Source organism: Peptococcaceae bacterium, from assembly GCA_024655825.1.
Lineage (GTDB): Bacteria > Bacillota > Peptococcia > DRI-13 > PHAD01 > JANLFJ01.
The window spans coordinates 1-18,034 of the sequence record JANLFJ010000054.1 but is presented as its reverse complement, the minus strand read 5'-3'; the positions used below and the strand labels follow the sequence as shown (position 1 = coordinate 18,034).

The window sequence follows — 18,034 nt, the reverse complement described above, 5'->3', positions numbered from 1 at the left end:
ACATTCCGGACATCTAACAACATCAATTACAGGACATTATGAAGCGTCAGTAACAATTTATATTTAACTAGCAGGCGCAGCTGGAGAGAAAATGTCCAGAACAAGAGTAATGCCGAAAACACCTTTAGCCAGAGACTGAGTCTTTCTAGCCCGTTTTTAAATAAGGCAGACTGGCTGATGTTTTCCTAAAAGGCAGTTTGCGCTAAAAACTTATCTTGGCCAACTCTTCCGGTTCCGGCACTGTTTAAGCTACTGTCGGGAAGTCCGGATAAAAACATTTGGGTAGCAGCTGGGATTTTCTGGGAAGATCCGGTTGAGGGAGAACGTGCAAAATGTTATTGAGTCCATCAACCTCAATACGCAGCCTTACCAATGCTTGCCATAACTTGTTTAATTCTCTCTGGCTGTTATCTATATGAATCTGCAGGACGACATACCCGGCCTCAATTACGAGGCCCACCGCTTGCGACTAGCGGCATACGAGCAAGCTATATCCACAACGTGCTCACTCGAGACCTTTCGTATGGGCGGAGCATAACTCTCGCCCTTGCAAAGCTAAGCTTCCAAGGGGTAATCAAAGCCCCTGCCTTTACGGCAATATTTGTAAAATAAAATTTTCATCCTTCCGATAGTGCCGCAGGCGGCATGCTGGTCTATATGGTTGTTAATGGTCTTGTGGGAAATCGTCAGTTTTATACGACAATATCTGCCAATGATAGTATTAAATATCCTCCATCTCAAGTTTTGGATTTATTAAATAAAATATTGCTTAAGCTTATAGAAATAAGGAAGACATGGTAATTTTGGTTGAAAAAAATGTTTCCTCAGCTTGAACATATCAAAAAACGTAAAAATAATAAATGTTACAAATATTGGAGAGTAGATACAAATGAGGAAAGAGATTACTATTACTCTGGAAGAGGCCATAAAAGTAGCTCCGTTGATTAAACAATTAACTGTTGAGGACTTGGCTGTCGTTGTATGTGATCGAGAAAGGTTCATCCGTTATATTCCGGGGCAAAAGTTCGATTTAGGTATTAAGGAAGGGCAGTTCCTTACAGAGAAAGGCGCTATGAACCAAGCCATAAAAGAGGGACGCAGAATCGTCCGGGAAATTGGTAAGGAAGTAGTTGGCATACCACATATTTCCATAGTCGTGCCTCTTTACCAGGAAAACCAGATCATAGGCGCTATTGCTGCGGTTCAATCCACAGACAAAAAGGAAAGTTTAATGGAAATGGCCGAGGATTTAAACAAGACCATTAGAGTCTTAACCACATATTTTCAACAATTAGCAGCAGAAGCCCAAGAGCTTTCAGCTACAGCTGAGGGATTAGCTCGGGAGGCTAATGAAGGTTATAAAAATGTGGGAAAAACTGACCAGATTATTAAAGTAATAGATAATATTGCTTCGCAAACAAACCTCATTGGTTTAAACGCAGCTATTGAGGCAGCCAGGGTAGGGAAAATAGGAAAAGGTTTTACAGTGGTAGCCGATGAGGTACGAAAACTAGCTCGTACTAGTTTAGATTCAGTAAAGAATATAAAAGAAATAATATCTGATATAGCCCATAAAATAGAACATATGCACAATAGTATAAATGAGATTATGCAGATGGCCAGTACCCAGGCGAACAATATATGTAATATTTTACCATCTGTAGAAAATCTTAATGTTTTATCCACAAATCTAATGACCATGGCAGGAAACTTGGCCAAAGATAACAAGAATGAGTAATTAAGTAATAATTTTTAGGTACCGAAGCAACTTAAACTTTTGGTATTCCAACATGTCAAGACAATTATATTGGTCTAGTTAGTTTCCCCTGAAAAAAAGCGGTTCAAAAATACTCTGGATTCTTGAAAATACAATAACTGAAGCCCAAAACAAAAGGAGTTACCAACCTTTGGATCGAATCTTGTAACAGAGTAAACAAGAATAACCAGAAGGATGGATTCCCATAATTACAATAATTCGTTACAACGCCTCCATTTCCTGCGAGGTGAGCACATGCTAAGGCTAAAAGATTCCAAGTTGACCATCTGGGACGCGGTGCTCCCCGCTGAACTGCTAGAACTCAAAGAAGAACATAGAACTCAAAGAAGAACTGGACAATGTAGATGCTCTGTTGGACGATCAAGCCTTTCTAGATCCGTTTATTGCGAGATTTAACACCAGAATCGGTCGTCCCACAGTACCGGTAGATACCTACCTGCGGTTGATGTATCTCAAATTTCGGTACCAGTTGGGATATGCGGTCTTGGTAGAAGAGGTTAAGGACAATATACAGTGGCACCGCTCCTGCCGCGTTCCCCTGGATGGGGAAACCCCTCACTCTACCACTCTACCCTGAAAATAAATTTTCATCCTTCCGATGGTGCCGCATGCGGCATGATGGTCTAATTAAACTTACCAAGCGGTATGGCCCGGAGATCATCGGCGTCTTGAATGCTAAACCTAATAGCCAAAGCTAGGGACCAAAAAGTGCTCCGGTGCAGGAACTTCGTATTGACCCAACAGCAGTAGAAGCTGGTATTTACTATCCTACCGATGCCATTCTTCCTTCTGACAGTGTCAGGGTTATTACCCGTACAGTAAAGAAGTTGAAGGAAGCAGGTGTTGCTGTTCGCACCAAGTTCCAGGACCGACGGTGGTCCATCAAGAAACGGCTCCTGTCTATTACCAGGGTAGTTAAACGGCGTACCGGGAGGCCTATACCGAAGTAAAGCCAAACTATTTTGTACCGATCTAGCATAACAAAAACAATTGTTTTTCAGGGGTACTAAATAGATTATTAGCAAGATAAATACACATAAATGAGATGGAGGTTATCGCATGAGAGTCACTGTACTTGGGGCAGGTCCGGCGGGTTATGCTTCAGCCTTGCGGGCTGCACAGAAGGGAGCTAAAGTAACGCTCATAGAAAAAGAACGCATAGGTGGCACCTGTTTAAACAGGGGGTGTATACCCACTAAAGTATGGGTGGAAAGTGCTCGCCGCTGGAGTACAATCCAGGAGTCAGCAAATTTTGGACTGGAATATATGGTCCATAGACCAAATATTCAAGCTATTGTAACCAGGAAAAACCAGGTGGTGGAAACCTTGGTGGGCGGTATTCAACAGCTGATGGCAATACACAAGGTTCATGTCCTCCGGGGATTGGGAACAGTAGTGAACCCGCGTCTTGTCTCAGTCCAGCTGGAAGACGGTTCCCGAGAAGAAATAGAAAATGATTATTTAATTCTAGCTACTGGCTCTGAACCAGCCTCATTGGCCATTCAAGGTCTGGACCTGCCAGGGGTGCTGACCAGTAAAGAGGCCTTGGATCTAACAAATATTCCTGCTTCTTTTGTGGTTATTGGCGGAGGAGTCATTGGTCTGGAGTTTGCAAATATATTTCGGGTCCTCGGCAGTAAAGTGACAGTGGTAGAGATATTGCCGCGTATTTTGCCGGGTGTAGATGGAGAAATAGTGCGCCGTCTTATGCCCATACTTAAAAAGAATGGGATAGATATTAAGGTATCAACGAAATTGCTGGAAATAAAAAAGAAGGATGACCATCTTGTAGTGACCTTGGAAGGGAGTAAAGGAGTGGAGACACTGACTACTGAAAATGTGTTGGTTGCGACAGGACGAATTCCTTCCCTCTGTGGGGTAGAGGCTCAAACACTGGGTTTGGAACTTGATGGGAGGTTTGTCAAAGTAAATGAATATATGGAAACCAACCTTCCTCGTGTATATGCTATTGGTGATATGGTCAAATCGCCAATGCTTGCCCATGTAGCCACAGCTGAGGCAGAAACAGCTGTTGAAAACATCTTCGGAGCGAAACGGGCTATGAATTACTCGGCGGTGCCTGCCGCAGTTTTCATTAGTCCAGAAGTGGCTTATGTGGGCCTTACGGAGGAAGAAGCAAAAGAACAGGGCCTAGCATATAAGGTAGGCAAGTTTCCCTTTACGGCTAGTGGTAGGGCTCTAACCTTGGGAGAAGCTCAGGGTGTGGTAAAAATCATTACTAGTGAAGACGGCCGAATCATAGGAGCCCACATCTTAGGCCCTCAGGCCTCGGAACTTATATCAGAGTTGACTCTCGCCTTGCGCTGGGGTCTGACCGTAGGACAGGTTAGCCACACTATACATGTACATCCTTCCCTTGCTGAAGCTGTACTTGAAAGTGCTCACAGCGTCTTTGGGAAGTCGTTACATTTTAGTTAAGTGGAGTGCTACGATAAAAGTGCAGTCGCAAAACACCCTCAGATACGATAGAATAGACGTAATATGAGGAGGAAGCGACGATGGGCACATATGACAAGCAGTTCAAAGAAGAAGCCGTCCGACTGTCGGACGAGATAGGCGTCAAGAAAGCGGCGCAACAACTCGGGATACCGTACTATACATTGGCCGATTGGCGGAGCCAGCGAAAACAATATGGCGACCAGGCTTATGTCGGAAGTGGTCACGCATATTCAACCGAGGGGAAGAGCCAACGCGAAATAGAGCTTGAACGCGAGAATACGGAGCTGCGCCGAGCCAATGAGATACTGAAGGATGCGCTGGGTTTTTTCGCAAAAGACCGGAAGAAGTAAAAGCGTGCCGGCTGTATGAATATATCAGCACTAGACGGAAACGATGGAACGTCAGGGAACTGTGCCGGGTGCTCGTTGTCAGCGAATCAGGCTATTACCGCAGCCTGAGAACCCCGGACAAGCCGAAGCGGCGGGAACATCTTCTGGTCAGGATAAAAGAAATCATCGGACAAAACGAGGATAATGATAATTATGGCGCTAAGCGGATACATCTGGCGCTTGCTCAGAAGGGCGAAGAGGTCAGCTACAGAACCGTTTACCGGATCATGAAGCAGAACGGTCTGTTAAAGAAACCGAAACACCATCCCAATGGTATTACCCGCGAGGACGCGGAGGCACAGAAGAGCGAAAATCTGATTCAGCGCGACTTCACGGCGGAAGCGCCGGACGAAAAGTGGTTGTCGGATATTACAGAAGTACCGTGCTCCGACGGAAAGCTATATGTGGCGGCTGTATTGGATTGCTTCAACGGCGAAATCGTTGGGCTGGCGATGGACGATAATATGCGGAAGGAACTCTGCATACAAGCCTTTGAGAACGCCTGCAAGTCCAGAACTGCTCGCGGCATGATATTTCACAGCGACAGGGGCAGCCAGTTCACAAGCCGCGCTTTCAGGGAAAGCCTTGCCCGCTACGGCGCGTTCCAAAGCATGAGCGGTACAGGCCGTTGTTATGACAACGCCAGGATGGAGAGCTTTTTTGCAACGCTGAAGAAGGAAAAGTTGTATCGGATCCGGACTGAGCGTTACACCATGGCTTACGTCAAGACTGTTATCTTCCGGTACATCATGGTCTACTACAACAGGCAGAGGATATATACTTCAAAGCCGGGCGGCTGGCCTCCTGCGGTATACCGCGAGAAGTGCCTGCCGATGGCAGCATAGCCCCCGTCTGGCGCAGCGAAAATTTTCTGGAACCTCTGTTCCGCTACGCTCCACGCCGGTTCCAGAAAATTCGTTCTTGGGTGTTTTCAAACTGCACTTTTCTTGACAAGTCCAATGTAAATTATAGCATGAAAGAGCAATAACTCAGACTTTTTAAGGATTTGGGCGGATTGTGGCTGTATTTTTGTGCGTCATTATCCAGTATTTTGAAGGGTGATTCAGCAAAACATTTCAATAAAATAAAATTAATATATTTATTAGCAGGAAATATCAAAAGAGTGGCGAATAAGTATAGTGATATTATGACAAGAGGATAATATGATAAGTTAAGTCTACATAAATTGTATAAAAATGATTCTAAAAGATTGAGAGAGCCATAGATAAATTCCTCATTAAGAAGATATCGAAGTTTGGATAAACAATAATTTAACGAGAAGGAATTTGCATGGCTTAATACCAGCTTGCCGTAAATAAGGAACTTTTACATCTTTTATTTTTAAACAATGATGGAGATTACGGTGTAAAAGCGCTGTTGAAGCCGATATTAAACTCGAACCAGATTTTGCAGGTGTAGGCCACCGAACAATTGCGAGTCAGACCCCTATCGCAATACCGAAAAAGGGGTGCCGCAAGGGCTCGTATTCCCACCAACTAACCAATCGGGTAAGTAATTCATTATGCGCATAATGTGTTTTCGTAACGGTCAGTTTTCCACCTGGATGTTTGCTCGATATCAAGGGAGCGAATATTAGTCTTAACCTTGAGGTAAATGATGGTTATAGGGGGTTCAACCCGAAAGGTGAGCCAGATAAATAAAGATTCTCTGGTACTGAGTTCTCCAAATCTACAGTTAATATCCTAAATTATGGATAATCAAGTTAAACGACTCGCTTTCTGAATGTATCAAAATTAGGTAACACCAACTGAGGTAAGGCGGAGAGTTAATGTGGAATACATGGATAAAAATTAGAACATGTTGTATTAAGATAATAATTCGAAAAAGGGGGAGGTAATAATAAGCATACAAATTTAATAATTGTAGTTACTATTATTATTTTGTAATGAAAGGGAGGAATTGTTGTGGAAAAAGATTTTATAGCTGTTATGGAAGCACCGGGAGTAGTCAAGTTAGAGCCAATGGAAATCAAGCCATTAAAACCAAATCAAGTACGGATTGAAGTTAAATATTGTAGTATCTGCGGTAGTGATTTACATATATACAAAGGTAAGCACCCATATGCAAAGCTTCCTGTGGCATTGGGGCATGAGCTCTCCGGCATAATCAATGAATTGGGCAGCGAGGTAAAGAACTTAAAAATTGGGCAGAAAGTGGTAGTGGAACCTGTTTATAAATGCGGTATATGTGAAGCTTGTCGAAGGGGTAATTACTGTTTTTGCGAACAATTGAGCTTCCAGTATCGTAAAGGCAACGGTGCCATGCGCAAATATTTTACGATTGAAGAAGAATGTGTATTTCCGATTTCAGAGGATATAAGCTTCGATATAGCCTCTTTGATAGAGCCTTTGGCAGTTGCAGTACATGCGGTAAGGAAAGCAGATGTACGAATGGGTGAAACAGTACTGGTAATGGGCTGCGGAGCAATCGGATTACTGGTAACTGCCCTTTGCGCGAAGGTGGGAGCAAGCAAGGTTATCGCTGCTGATCAAATATATTCAAGACTGGAATTGGCTAAGGAACTGGGGGCAACAGATACCATTAACACCAAGGAAATCAATATTAAGGAAGCTGTAAAAAGTATTACTGGTAGCGGTGTGGATAAATCCATAGAATGCGTGGGGATAGAGTCTACCTTTATGGCTTGTTTGGAATGCTTGAATATGGGTGGCGTAGCAACAGTTCTTGGTATCTTCGAGAATCCAGAAGTGAAATTAACAGCTCCGTTAATTGTAGCACGCGAGCTGACCATCAGAGGATCACAGGCATATTGTTGGGATTTTAAAACAGCAATCGAAATGGCAACCAAGGTGGATTTAGGCAAACTGCTCACACATAAGTTCCCCATGAGCGAGATACAAAAAGCGATGGACATTGCAACCGACAGAAAAGAAGGCGCTATTAAAGTATCATTATACCCCGACTGGTAATAAAAAAGAATTCAGCATATTCAAAAGAAAGGAGAGTCGATATGAAGTCGGTGCTCCAAATCACACGTCTCCTTAATAATGGTGTGAAAATTCCTATGATGGGGTTAGGCACCTGGCAGATGTCTGATGAAGAAGCAACAGTAGCTGTGAGACAAGCACTTGAGCTCGGTTACCGCTTGATAGATACGGCTGCTTTTTATAACTGTGAGAAGGGTGTAGGACAGGGCATCCGCGACAGCGGAATTTCTCGTGAAAAGATTTTTGTAACGACAAAAGTATGGGCTACGGATTTGTATGAAAATCGTGTGGAAGAAGCATATGAGGAGAGCTTACAAAGGCTGGGATTGGATTACGTTGATTTGTTGATATTGCATTGGCCGGTTAATTATATTAATGGATGGAAAATTATGGAAAGAATATATCGTCAAGGCCGAGTCCGCGCAATAGGAATATCCAATTTTAGAATCAAGCAGTTATTAAAATTGTTTGATGCACTTGAAGTTGTGCCGGCTGTCATACAACTGGAGCTCAATCCCTTGGTTACTAATTTCGAAATACGCTCTTTTTGTGAGGCAAAAGGAATAGCTGTAACTGCGTGGCAGTCCCTGGGCAGTGGTTCTACAGGGGAGGTTTTGAATAACGAGGTTATTGTTGGCTTAGCTAAAAAGTATGGTAAAACACCAGCCCAGATTGCTTTGCGATGGGCATTCCAGAACAATATTATTACAATTCCTAAAACTGTAACACCTAAAAGAATGATGGAGAATGCTGATATTCTGGATTTTGAATTAACAGAAGAAGATATGGAATGGATTGGTAATATCAAACAACTGCCACGTTACGATACAGAAATTCGGGATGTTCCTATTCGTATCACCGAAATGGTAAAACGAGGCGTACGGTTTGTAGAAAAGGGTTATAAAGGTAATTTAACAAGGGATTTTTATGATTAGTATTAATAAATGAAAAATAAAATTTTTTAGAAATCAAGGAACAAAAATTCTTTAAATTGAAATGGAGGAAGAGAACAATGAGTAGAAACAGTGGAGTATGGCCAATTCAGTATTATCATTATATGCCGGGAGAATCCCTACGAGTGGAAATGATGAGAGGAGCCTATAAACTGATAACCCACTGTGCAAATGTAAAGCCTGGTGAAAAAGTAGTAATCTCTACCGATACCAATAAATTGCGTATTGCTGAGTGTTTGGCTGGCGCAACACTGGCGGTAGGCGGTGTTCCTGTAATCGTGATGATCCCCCCTACAGGTGCTCATGGTGCTCAATTGCCGGAACCTGTTGTGGCAGCATGCGAAAAATGTGATGTATTTTTCTTGCCAGCAACGTATTCTCAGACCCATACTGATGCCCGGGTAAGAGCTATAGCAAATGGCGCAAGAGGAACCACAATGTGCGAAGTAACTGAAGATTTATTGTGCACAGGCGCTATCCTTGGAGATTTCGAAGAGTGTGATGCGAGAGGTCGTCGGCTTGGAGCGGCTTTATCAAAAGCCAAGAAATTCAGATTTAAAACGGCAGAAGGTACAGACCTAGAAGGTATTGTAGAAGGACGCCCAGTACAATATGAAACAGGTTTGTTTCGTAATCCTGGTGATTTTGCGGCTGTTCCAAACAGTGAAATCAACATATCGCCCGTTGAAGGGACAGCCAATGGCAAAGTAGTGGTAAATGTTCGAATCATGAATGTAGGTGTTGTAAAGGATGAACCGGTTACATTGACAGTGAAAGATGGTATAGTTGTAAAAGCTGAAGGCAGCCCGGCGGCCAAGGATCTGTGGAATATACTAAGTGCGTTTGATGATCCCACGGCGTTCAATGTGGCGGAATTTGGATTAGGATTGAATCCTGTATCACGTATGTATGCCAATAATCTGGAAGATCTAGGAAAATGGGGCACGGGACATATGGGTATAGGTAGTAATTATGCAATAGGCGGCAAAGTAAAGGCTCCCTGCCATGTTGATGTATCTTTCTCCGATGTCCAGGTGTTCTTTGACGATAAGCTGGTTTATGAGAAGGATAAAGTCTACGTGTAATTAGGATTAATAGTCCAAATAATCTGGTCAAAGTGACTGCTCTTAATAAAGCAGTGGCTTTGACCAGGTTCATAGCCAAAAGAAATCATATTTATTTAAGATGTTTTATAGAATATGTCCCGGCCGTGGGGTGTATTAATATTAGGTTGCTCAAGATAATAACCCAAGACGGACAGCTAAAAGCATACGCTTAGTTAAGTATATAAATCAAATCAACCATGAAAATTAATTCTCATCCTTCCGATGGTGCCGCAGGCAGCATGATAGTCTTATTAGTGTAAACAATGTTTTAAGGGGAGCCGGAAGAGGGGGGTATTATGAAAAATCTGCTAAGCAAGCTGGATGAAATATTATCAATTATTGTTATGGCAATTATGTTAGCAATCACATTTGCAAACGTGGTTTCCAGGTATGGTTTACATGCTTCAATTTCTTTTACAGAGGAAATAACCACTGCTCTTTTTGTACTGTTATGCGTTCTTGGTACCGGCATCGCAGCAAAGCGCAGGGCCCACCTGGGTCTTGGCACGATAATTGAGAGACTATCGGGAAAAAACAAGGCATGGGCAGCTTTTATCGGCAATTTACTTTCCGCTGTATTCTCTGCTATTCTGGCTTATTATGGTGTACTCATGGTAATTAATCAATATCGACTTAAACAGATTACTATGACTTTGCAGTGGCCTGAGTGGATTTATGGTGCCTTCATACCGGTGGGTGCTTGCTACATGTGTTACCAGTTTATAAAAATGGCATTAATATCTTGGAGGGAGGCAGGAAAATAATATGGAGGCTGCAGGATTTCTAATTCCTTTTGCAATAATGTTACTTCTAAATATTCCCATCGGTACTTGCCTGGGTATTTCCAGTTTAATTGCCTTGGTAATAATAGGCATAGATTTTAATATGATAGCAGTTAACTATTATTCCGCAAGCAGCAAGTTTGTCCTGCTCGCCATTCCGTTTTTTATCCTGGCCGGAAATATTATGGAAAAGGCTGGCATTTCTGAAAGGTTGATAAATTTTGCCCAGTCGATGGTTGGGCATGTCAGAAATGGACTTGGCATGGTGTGCGTTGCTGTCGGTTGCTTTTTTGCAGCTATTTCTGGATCTGGTCCGGCCACGGTTGCCGCACTTGGTTTGATTCTCATTCCTGCAATGGTTGATGTGGGCTACGATCCGCCTATAGCCTCGGCCTTGACGGCAACCTCTGGAGCAATAGGTAGTATCATACCACCTTCAATTACATTTGTTTTATACGGAGCCATTACAGGTAATTCTATAGGAAAATTGTTCATGTCAGGAATGATTCCTGGTCTTTTGATGGGGTTTCTATTGGTAATAGCCACCGTGATTGTCACACGGGGAACGGAATTAAAAACTTTGCCACGGGCAAATGCCAGAGAACGTTGGCAAGCTTTTACGAATGCATTTTGGGCGCTTTTAATGCCCGTTATTATTCTTGGAGGTATTTACGGCGGAGTGTTCACTCCTACCGAGGCAGCGGCTGTTGCAGCAGTGTACGGATTAATCGTTGGCATTGTTATTTATAAAACTGTAAAGATGAAGGAACTTTATCAAGTCTTTTTAACCTCTATTAGCCAGACGGCTGTTGTGATGTTTATCACCGCGACTGCAAGTTTGTTTGCCTGGGTTATTTCGGTTATGGGTATTGCATCAGCGGCCAGTAATTTCTTGATTGCCACTGCAGCTGGGAACGTTTATTTATTTTTAATAATTGTTAACATCATTCTATTAATAGCCGGCTGCTTCCTTGACGGTACTTCTTGTTTTTTGATATTAACTCCAATACTATATCCTGCTGCAATAAAATTAGGGATTGATCCAATTGCATTTGGTACTTTGATGGTTGTAAACATTGCTATCGGTCAGGTTACGCCCCCTGTTGGCCTAAACTTATATGTTGCCTGCGGATTAGGCAATGTTACCTTGGCACAGATTTCAAGGGCTGTTGTGCCATTTGTACTAGCGTCATTAATAAGCCTAATAATTACTAGTTATTTCCCTAAAATTTGTTTATTCCTTCCTAATCTCATTATGAAATAACAACTTGTTTGGCGTTTTGTAGGCCATCAAATATATAAAGGGGGGAGGTAATGATAATGTAAGAATTATGTATTTAGTAAAAAAACAAATATATTAATATTAAGAAAGGAGAGACATATAAATGAAAAAGATATTTGTTTTATTTACATTAATGACGTTAGTAATGACCATACTGGTGGGTTGTGGAAGCAAAGGCTCCTCTTCTGCTGACAGCTCTGGCAGCAAATATGAAAAACTGAAATTAAAGATGTCTACGTCTGGAACTGACAAAGGTATTGATGCAATAGCTGGCAAATACATGGCCAATAAGGTTAAAGAATTAAGCGGCGGAAATATCATAATAGATGTTTATCCTAATGCTCAGTTGACCGGTGGGAATCAGGCTAAAGGTCCTGAACTTCTGGCTCAAGGGGGAAGTTTTGAGCTGGGATGTTTCTCTGGTGCAAATCTTAGCAGCCTTGATGAGAGATTCCAAACCCATCAAATACCTTTTACCTTTGCAAGCTACGCTGAAGCTATAGAGAAGATGGATAGTACCGGCGGTAAGTACTATGCTAAAATTCTTGATGAAAAAGGAATTGTATATCTGGCTGGTATGCACAACGGTTTAAGGCAACTCACCAATAGTAAGCGAGAAATCAAGGCACCGGAAGATCTTAAAGGTTTAAAAATTAGAATTCCAAGCGGTGAAGTAGGAATTAAGGTATTCAAGACTTTTGGTGCCGATCCCGTTGCAATGAACTGGAGCGAAGTGTTTACGGCTTTACAGCAGGGGACGATTGATGGTCAGGAGAATGGTTACCAGACATTATACTCAGCCCATATTCATGAGGTTCAGAAATATTTGACAGAGTGGAACTGGCAATATGATGGTTGGTGGTTTGTAGCAAATAAAAAGAGTTGGGAATCTTTTAGTCAAGATACCAGGGGACTTCTAATGCAGTGCGCTATTGAGGCAGCGAAATATGGAAGAGATTACCTGGAAAAACAGGAAAAAGAAATTAAACAAATTATAGCAAAAGACTATGGCGTAAAAATTACTGAATTAAGCCCCGAAAAATTGCAAGTCTTTAAAGATGCTGTACAGCCTGTTCGCAAATACTTCATTGAAAAATATGGTGAAGAAGCTTGCAAGGCATGGGGTGTCATAAAATAAAATAGTACACCTTACTTACTATTTGCTTGTATACTGATTTGGCATAGAAGTGAAAACTGCTATCTCCCACATTAAACACCCTAACAACACTCCAATTTTATCAAGGGTGTTTAATGTGGGCTATTGTTATAATTTAGTAAGGTGACGAGTGGGAGGAATTATCATGTTTGATCTACTGTTCCAGCCGTTTCAGATAGGAAGTTTAAAGCTAAAAAATCGCTTGTGCATATCGGCTATGGAAACGTGTTATTGTGATATTGATGGCAAGGTAACCCCCCGCTATATTGCTTATATGGAAGCCAGGGCAAAAGGCGGCTGGGGATTAATTACAACTGAATTAACGGCTATTTCTATTCAGGGTAGAGCTTTTTTCAATTGCTTAGGCCTTTGGGATGATGCTCATATCGAAGGAAACAAAAAACTGGTGGATACTATTCACAAGAATGGTGCAAAAATTTGTATACAGCTTGGTCATGGCGGTAGACAGACTGGAAAGCTTGAAGCAGAAGGAGAGCCGGTAGCCCCTTCGAGTTTGCCCGATCCTACGCGAGCGAATAAACCAGAAGATGTGCCAAGGGAACTTACAGTAAAAGAAATCAAAAGAATCATCGATGATTTCGCTCAGGCAGCACGCCGGGCCAAAGCAGCAGGCTATGATGCTATTGAGATTCATGGAGCGCACGGTTACCTGATACAGCAGTTTTTATCGCCTTTTTCCAATAAACGCACCGATGAATACGGCGGAAGTCTTCGAAACAGAGCCAGATTTGCCTTAGAGGTGATTGCTGCCATACGCCAGCAAGTAGGCCCAGATTATCCTTTAATCTACCGCATCTCCACCACTGAAATGATGGATGGAGCCCGTTTAAATATCGGCGATACTAGGGCTTTTTGCCTAATGTTGGAAGAAGCAGGCATTGATGCAATCAATGCTTCTGTAGGTTCTCATGCGACCAAGGGATTTTTCCCAGTATGTCCTAATGCAATACCGCGTGCTTATAATATTGATTATGCAGAAGAGATTAAAAAAGTAGTATCAATACCAGTAATTGGAAACGGTCGCATTAATGATCCTTATATAGCTGAATCAATTTTACGTAGTGGCAAAGTTGATTTAATTGCAATGGGAAGAAGCTCACTGGCCGATCCGGAATTGCCTAAAAAAGTAAAAGAAGGTAGAATTGATGAGATAAATTATTGTGTAGGATGTATGCAGGGTTGCATCGGAAACCTGAAAAGAGGGTGTAAACCTATACAATGTTTAGTAAACCCAATACTCGGCCAAGAAAGTGAATATACCTGGAGGCCAGCTAATGCGAGCAAAAAGGTGGCCGTTATAGGCGGCGGTATAGCTGGTATGGGAGCTGCTATTGCGGCAGCCAGACGGGGGCATAGAGTAACTCTGTACGAAAAAAGCAGTAAACTGGGCGGTCAATGGCTGCTGGCAGCAGTGGGGCCATTTAAACAAGAATGTACCACTCTAACCGTTTGGCAAAAATCGCAGTTGCAGAAGTTGGGCGTGGAAATTCATCTTAACACTGAGATAAGGGAAGATACAATAGAAGCAGGTTATTTTGATACGATTATTATAGCAACAGGTGCTGTTCCTTTGATTCCAGCAATCCCTGGCGTAGATCTCCCTCATGTTACTACGGCAGCGGAAATACTGGGATTACGTATAAATCCTGGCAAACGTGTTGTCGTTGTAGGCGGTGGTCAGGTTGGCGCTGAAACAGCAGCATTCCTGGCTTCTCAGGATAAAGATGTAACTATTCTGGAAATGATGGATAATATCCTAAGAGAGGGGGAACCTGGAGTGAATTACTATTTGAAAAAGAGTTTGGATGAAAACGGGGTAACTCAGTTAGTGAAAGCAAAAGTTCTGCGTATTGAGGAACATACAGTGTTTTATGAACAGGAAGGTGAGATTAAGACTATTACGGAAGTGGATAATGTTGTCATCGCTGTTGGTTCCCGATCGGCAAATCAATTAGGAGAAAAATTGAAAGGAATGGCACAAAAGGTTGTGATGGTTGGCGATGCTATCCAGCCTGGTAAAGGGTTGGATGCATATGCTGAAGGCTTCAGGGCTGGTTATTATGCGTAATTCGGCCGTGTTTAGTTACCCCAAACAGGTTTGGAAAACCAGATTAACAGCCCAAAAAGCTATATCTATACCATACCTAGATATATTTATATCTATATTATTTTAATTATGTATTTATGTTATTATGTCATTTCAGCAGAATATGGTACAGACATTTCAGGAAATGGGTATGTCGGGGGACCGCCGACTTACCTAGCATTTTCATTGTTTTGTATACTACATTTAAATAGATTGATACCGGCGACCGATATTCTAAAATATAAACTATATCATCACCTAATTTTTCGGAGAGGGGCGTATAGGATTTATGGAAGGTATTCTTGGATTACATCATGTAGCTTTGCATACTAGAAATACAGAAAGATCAATCAACTTTTATTCTATGCTGGGAGCTAAAATGATTGACCAAACCGTTACTTATGTTGCTAATAAGCCGGGACATTATTGGAAATTGACTTTACTTGAATTAAATGGTTTTGTTATTGAGTTAAAAGAGCCAAGTTTTCCTGAACAAATGATACTTTCTGATGATGGATATTTTAATCATATATGTCTAAAAGTAAATAATATAGAAATAGTTGTTAAACAGTTACAGGAAAAAGGAGTTAATACATTTATTGAACCTATTTTTAGAGATCATAGTATATATAGCCCTGGTGGTTTGAGAAACTCATTTTTTAGAGGACCTGATGGAGAGCAAATTGAATTAATTGAATATAAATAGACTTGATATAAACAAGATAAAATCTTAGGTATATTACGAATAGCCCCGCCTTAAAGCACTCTGCCCGTAGAAGAAGCCAGCGAATTTAGGTGGTAAGAGGTTGTTGTGGGTACAATATGTACATTATCGCGATAAAAAGCCTTAAATTACAAGGGCTTTATGCGGTGTACTGACAAACTCAGAATAAAATATTAGGCAGGTATGTTACCAATGCCGGAATGAAGGTGATCAGGGCCAAAATAACGAGGCCCACCAGGAAGAAAGGCACTGCGGCCGCAACCGTTCTTTCCATCTTTTCCTGGGCAATGTCATTCCCGATCAGAATACTTGCTCCCACGGGAGGCGTCAGGAGACCCAAACACAGATTAAAGGTCATGACTACTCCGAAGTGCAGCGGTGTCATGCCTACTTTTGCCACTAACGGCACGAGTACAGGGGTCAGAATTACGATGGCCGCGTTGGCCTCCATCAGGCAGCCCACCACCAGGAGAATCAGGTTGACCAGCAGTAATACGCCCACTCTGCCGCTGGTAAAGTCCAGGATGCCGCCTGAAATCAGATCGGGCAAATGTGAAGTAACCACAATCCAGCTGGAGACCTTTGAGGTGGCCAGGATAATCATGATTACCGAAGTGCCGATGGCCGCATCAACCAAAATTCCATGCAAGTCTTTTGGTTTCAGGTCTTTATAAACAAAAAAACCGACGATTAAGGCATAGACCACCGCTACCACCGACGCTTCGGTGGGGGTAAAAACGCCGCCAAAAATACCTCCCAGGATGACCAGCGGCATAATCAGCGCCCAAAGGCCTTCCTTTGCCGTTTTGATTATTTGAGAGGCGGAAGCCCGGTCATGCCTTGGGAATCCGTGTTTTTTCGATATAATGTAGGCTGTGGCGCATAAAATAATCCCAAGCAGTATCCCGGGCAATAATGCGCCTATAAACAGGTCGCTGATCGACATCCCAAGAGCGGCGCCGTACACGATCAATGGGATGCTGGGCGGGATAATGGGTCCGCACACCGCGGCGGAAGAAGCCACGGCTCCAGCAAAAGGAGCGCTGTATCCTTCTTTTTTCATCGCGGGGATGGTAAGCCCGCCGACGGCGGAAACCGTCGCCACCGCCGAACCGGAAATTGCGGCAAAGAACATCGAGGCGACCACGGTCACAATGGCAAGGCTCCCTGTGATCCAGCCGGCGATGGAGTTGGCAAAAGCTATAATCTTTTTGTTTATGCCGCCCACGGTCATCAGGTTGCCGGCAAGGATAAAAAAGGGGATGGCCAGAATGGGAAACGAGTCTATCCCGGTGAAGATCTTCTGGGGGATTACTATCAAGGGCAAATTTCCTTGATACATGAGGGCCAGCATGGAAGAAATCCCCAAAACATAGCCGATGGGAACTCCGAGGAGAGTAAAAACGACTATTCCTATGATTAATACCGCCGCCATGCTTATTCATCCCCCCTCAATATGTTGCCGCAAAAATCGTTAAACATCGTCTCAAGCAAATAGACCAGCATTAAGACGCCGCCGGTCGGGATCGCCAGATAAGCATAGGCCATTGGAATACCCAAACCTGTTGAAAGCTGCCTTTGCGTCAATAAAACCAGCCTGATTCCGTATAAGGTCATTACCACAAGAAACAACGCCAATAAAACGTTTAAAACCGCTTCAACGGTTTTTTTAAATACAGGCGGGAACAGATTTATCAGAAAATCTATCCTCATGTGCCTGCCTCTTCTTACTGCGATGGCCGAACCGATCATGACCAGCCAGGCGAAGGAATACCTCGCCAATTCTTCCGCCCAGGCGTTCCCGGAATGAAACACATACCTCATCACTACCTGCAAAAAGATAGAAACAACCATCACCGTAAATAACAGCGACAGCAAAACCATTGCGTACCTGTCAATCATGTCGAGCATTAACCGTATTTTTTTCTTCATTCTCACCCCTCCAAACCAGCTTATTATAATGACGGGCTGCCGGCCGGCACCACGTCATTATAATGCCTGCAGCAATCGATCACTTCAGAGCCTCTATCTTGGCCACATAATCCTTCAGTTCGGGGAAATCGTTGATAAACCCTTCCAGTTTCGCCGTGAATGTCTTTATATCGGGATCAATCACTGTCACGCCCTTGGCTTCAAACTTCTTTATATACGCGTCTTCGTTTGCCAGCTCGAATTCCGTTCTCCACTGGGCTGCTTCATTGGCGGCTTCCCTGATGGCGGTTTTAATATCACTGGGCAGGCCGGCAAAGTATGTTCTGTCAAAAATGAAAACATCTAGCGTGAGTTTACGAAATAACCATAAAATATGGGAATAAAATCTCAATAATTA

Annotated in this window: 15 protein-coding genes and 1 pseudogene; 13 read left to right on the top strand and 3 right to left on the bottom strand. The window is 42.7% G+C overall.

Features of this window, described 5'->3' with window-relative positions; all coding sequences use genetic code 11:
• The first annotated feature begins 1,378 nt into the window (after window positions 1-1,378).
• From NUV48_14435 to NUV48_14375, 13 genes and pseudogenes are all read left to right on the top strand, one after another.
• Window positions 1,379-1,738: pseudogene (locus NUV48_14435) on the top strand (methyl-accepting chemotaxis protein).
• Between the two features lie 755 nt (window positions 1,739-2,493).
• On the top strand, window positions 2,494-2,727 hold the full coding sequence (locus tag NUV48_14430; GenBank protein ID MCR4443328.1) for a hypothetical protein: 234 nt from the start codon (window positions 2,494-2,496) through the stop codon (window positions 2,725-2,727).
• A gap of 109 nt (window positions 2,728-2,836) precedes the next feature.
• Entirely contained in the window at window positions 2,837-4,216 is a 1,380-nt protein-coding gene (gene lpdA / locus NUV48_14425) for a dihydrolipoyl dehydrogenase (GenBank protein ID MCR4443327.1), read from the top strand.
• An 80-nt stretch (window positions 4,217-4,296) separates the two neighbouring features.
• Window positions 4,297-4,587, top strand: coding sequence for a transposase (locus NUV48_14420; GenBank protein MCR4443326.1), 291 nt, complete (start codon window positions 4,297-4,299; stop codon window positions 4,585-4,587).
• 11 nt (window positions 4,588-4,598) lie between these two features.
• A complete protein-coding gene (locus tag NUV48_14415) occupies window positions 4,599-5,471 on the top strand; it encodes an IS3 family transposase (GenBank protein ID MCR4443325.1) in 873 nt (290 codons plus the stop codon).
• Window positions 5,472-6,551: 1,080 nt separating this feature from the next.
• The gene (locus NUV48_14410; GenBank protein MCR4443324.1) at window positions 6,552-7,577 is read left to right on the top strand and encodes an alcohol dehydrogenase catalytic domain-containing protein; all 1,026 of its coding nucleotides are present in this window, start codon (window positions 6,552-6,554) and stop codon (window positions 7,575-7,577) included.
• A 41-nt stretch (window positions 7,578-7,618) separates the two neighbouring features.
• Window positions 7,619-8,530: an aldo/keto reductase gene (locus tag NUV48_14405; GenBank protein MCR4443323.1), complete on the top strand. Its 912-nt coding sequence runs from the start codon at window positions 7,619-7,621 to the stop codon at window positions 8,528-8,530.
• A 77-nt stretch (window positions 8,531-8,607) separates the two neighbouring features.
• The gene (locus NUV48_14400; GenBank protein MCR4443322.1) at window positions 8,608-9,633 is read left to right on the top strand and encodes an aminopeptidase; all 1,026 of its coding nucleotides are present in this window, start codon (window positions 8,608-8,610) and stop codon (window positions 9,631-9,633) included.
• 317 nt (window positions 9,634-9,950) lie between these two features.
• Window positions 9,951-10,418 (top strand): TRAP transporter small permease, encoded by a 468-nt coding sequence (locus tag NUV48_14395; protein MCR4443321.1) that lies wholly within the window; start codon window positions 9,951-9,953, stop codon window positions 10,416-10,418.
• A gap of 1 nt (window position 10,419) precedes the next feature.
• Window positions 10,420-11,700 carry a TRAP transporter large permease gene (locus tag NUV48_14390; protein MCR4443320.1) on the top strand — a complete coding sequence of 427 codons (1,281 nt, stop codon included), beginning with the start codon at window positions 10,420-10,422 and terminating at the stop codon, window positions 11,698-11,700.
• Window positions 11,701-11,821: 121 nt separating this feature from the next.
• Complete coding sequence (locus tag NUV48_14385) at window positions 11,822-12,856, top strand: DctP family TRAP transporter solute-binding subunit (protein MCR4443319.1); 1,035 nt, start codon at window positions 11,822-11,824, stop codon at window positions 12,854-12,856.
• Between the two features lie 163 nt (window positions 12,857-13,019).
• Window positions 13,020-14,963: an NAD(P)/FAD-dependent oxidoreductase gene (locus NUV48_14380; GenBank protein ID MCR4443318.1), complete on the top strand. Its 1,944-nt coding sequence runs from the start codon at window positions 13,020-13,022 to the stop codon at window positions 14,961-14,963.
• A 307-nt stretch (window positions 14,964-15,270) separates the two neighbouring features.
• Entirely contained in the window at window positions 15,271-15,687 is a 417-nt protein-coding gene (locus NUV48_14375; protein MCR4443317.1) for a VOC family protein, read from the top strand.
• Window positions 15,688-15,865: 178 nt separating this feature from the next.
• Here the strand turns inward: NUV48_14375 and NUV48_14370 are convergent, their stop codons facing one another.
• From NUV48_14370 to NUV48_14360, 3 genes are all read right to left on the bottom strand, one after another.
• Entirely contained in the window at window positions 15,866-17,140 is a 1,275-nt protein-coding gene (locus NUV48_14370) for a TRAP transporter large permease (GenBank protein MCR4443316.1), read from the bottom strand.
• 2 nt (window positions 17,141-17,142) lie between these two features.
• Window positions 17,143-17,637, bottom strand: coding sequence for a TRAP transporter small permease (locus NUV48_14365; protein ID MCR4443315.1), 495 nt, complete (start codon window positions 17,635-17,637; stop codon window positions 17,143-17,145).
• Between the two features lie 79 nt (window positions 17,638-17,716).
• Window positions 17,717-18,028: a hypothetical protein gene (locus tag NUV48_14360; protein MCR4443314.1), complete on the bottom strand. Its 312-nt coding sequence runs from the start codon at window positions 18,026-18,028 to the stop codon at window positions 17,717-17,719.
• Between the last annotated feature and the right edge of the window lie 6 nt (window positions 18,029-18,034).

Coding starts and splice junctions, on each gene's coding strand:
- NUV48_14420 (MCR4443326.1), top strand. CDS start 4,297: ATGGGCACATATGACAAGCAGTTCAAAGAAGAAGCCGTCCGACTGTCG.
- NUV48_14380 (MCR4443318.1), top strand. CDS start 13,020: ATGTTTGATCTACTGTTCCAGCCGTTTCAGATAGGAAGTTTAAAGCTA.
- NUV48_14385 (MCR4443319.1), top strand. CDS start 11,822: ATGAAAAAGATATTTGTTTTATTTACATTAATGACGTTAGTAATGACC.
- NUV48_14390 (MCR4443320.1), top strand. CDS start 10,420: ATGGAGGCTGCAGGATTTCTAATTCCTTTTGCAATAATGTTACTTCTA.
- NUV48_14370 (MCR4443316.1), bottom strand. CDS start 17,140: ATGGCGGCGGTATTAATCATAGGAATAGTCGTTTTTACTCTCCTCGGA.
- NUV48_14400 (MCR4443322.1), top strand. CDS start 8,608: ATGAGTAGAAACAGTGGAGTATGGCCAATTCAGTATTATCATTATATG.
- NUV48_14405 (MCR4443323.1), top strand. CDS start 7,619: ATGAAGTCGGTGCTCCAAATCACACGTCTCCTTAATAATGGTGTGAAA.
- NUV48_14365 (MCR4443315.1), bottom strand. CDS start 17,637: ATGAAGAAAAAAATACGGTTAATGCTCGACATGATTGACAGGTACGCA.
- NUV48_14395 (MCR4443321.1), top strand. CDS start 9,951: ATGAAAAATCTGCTAAGCAAGCTGGATGAAATATTATCAATTATTGTT.
- NUV48_14375 (MCR4443317.1), top strand. CDS start 15,271: ATGGAAGGTATTCTTGGATTACATCATGTAGCTTTGCATACTAGAAAT.
- lpdA (MCR4443327.1), top strand. CDS start 2,837: ATGAGAGTCACTGTACTTGGGGCAGGTCCGGCGGGTTATGCTTCAGCC.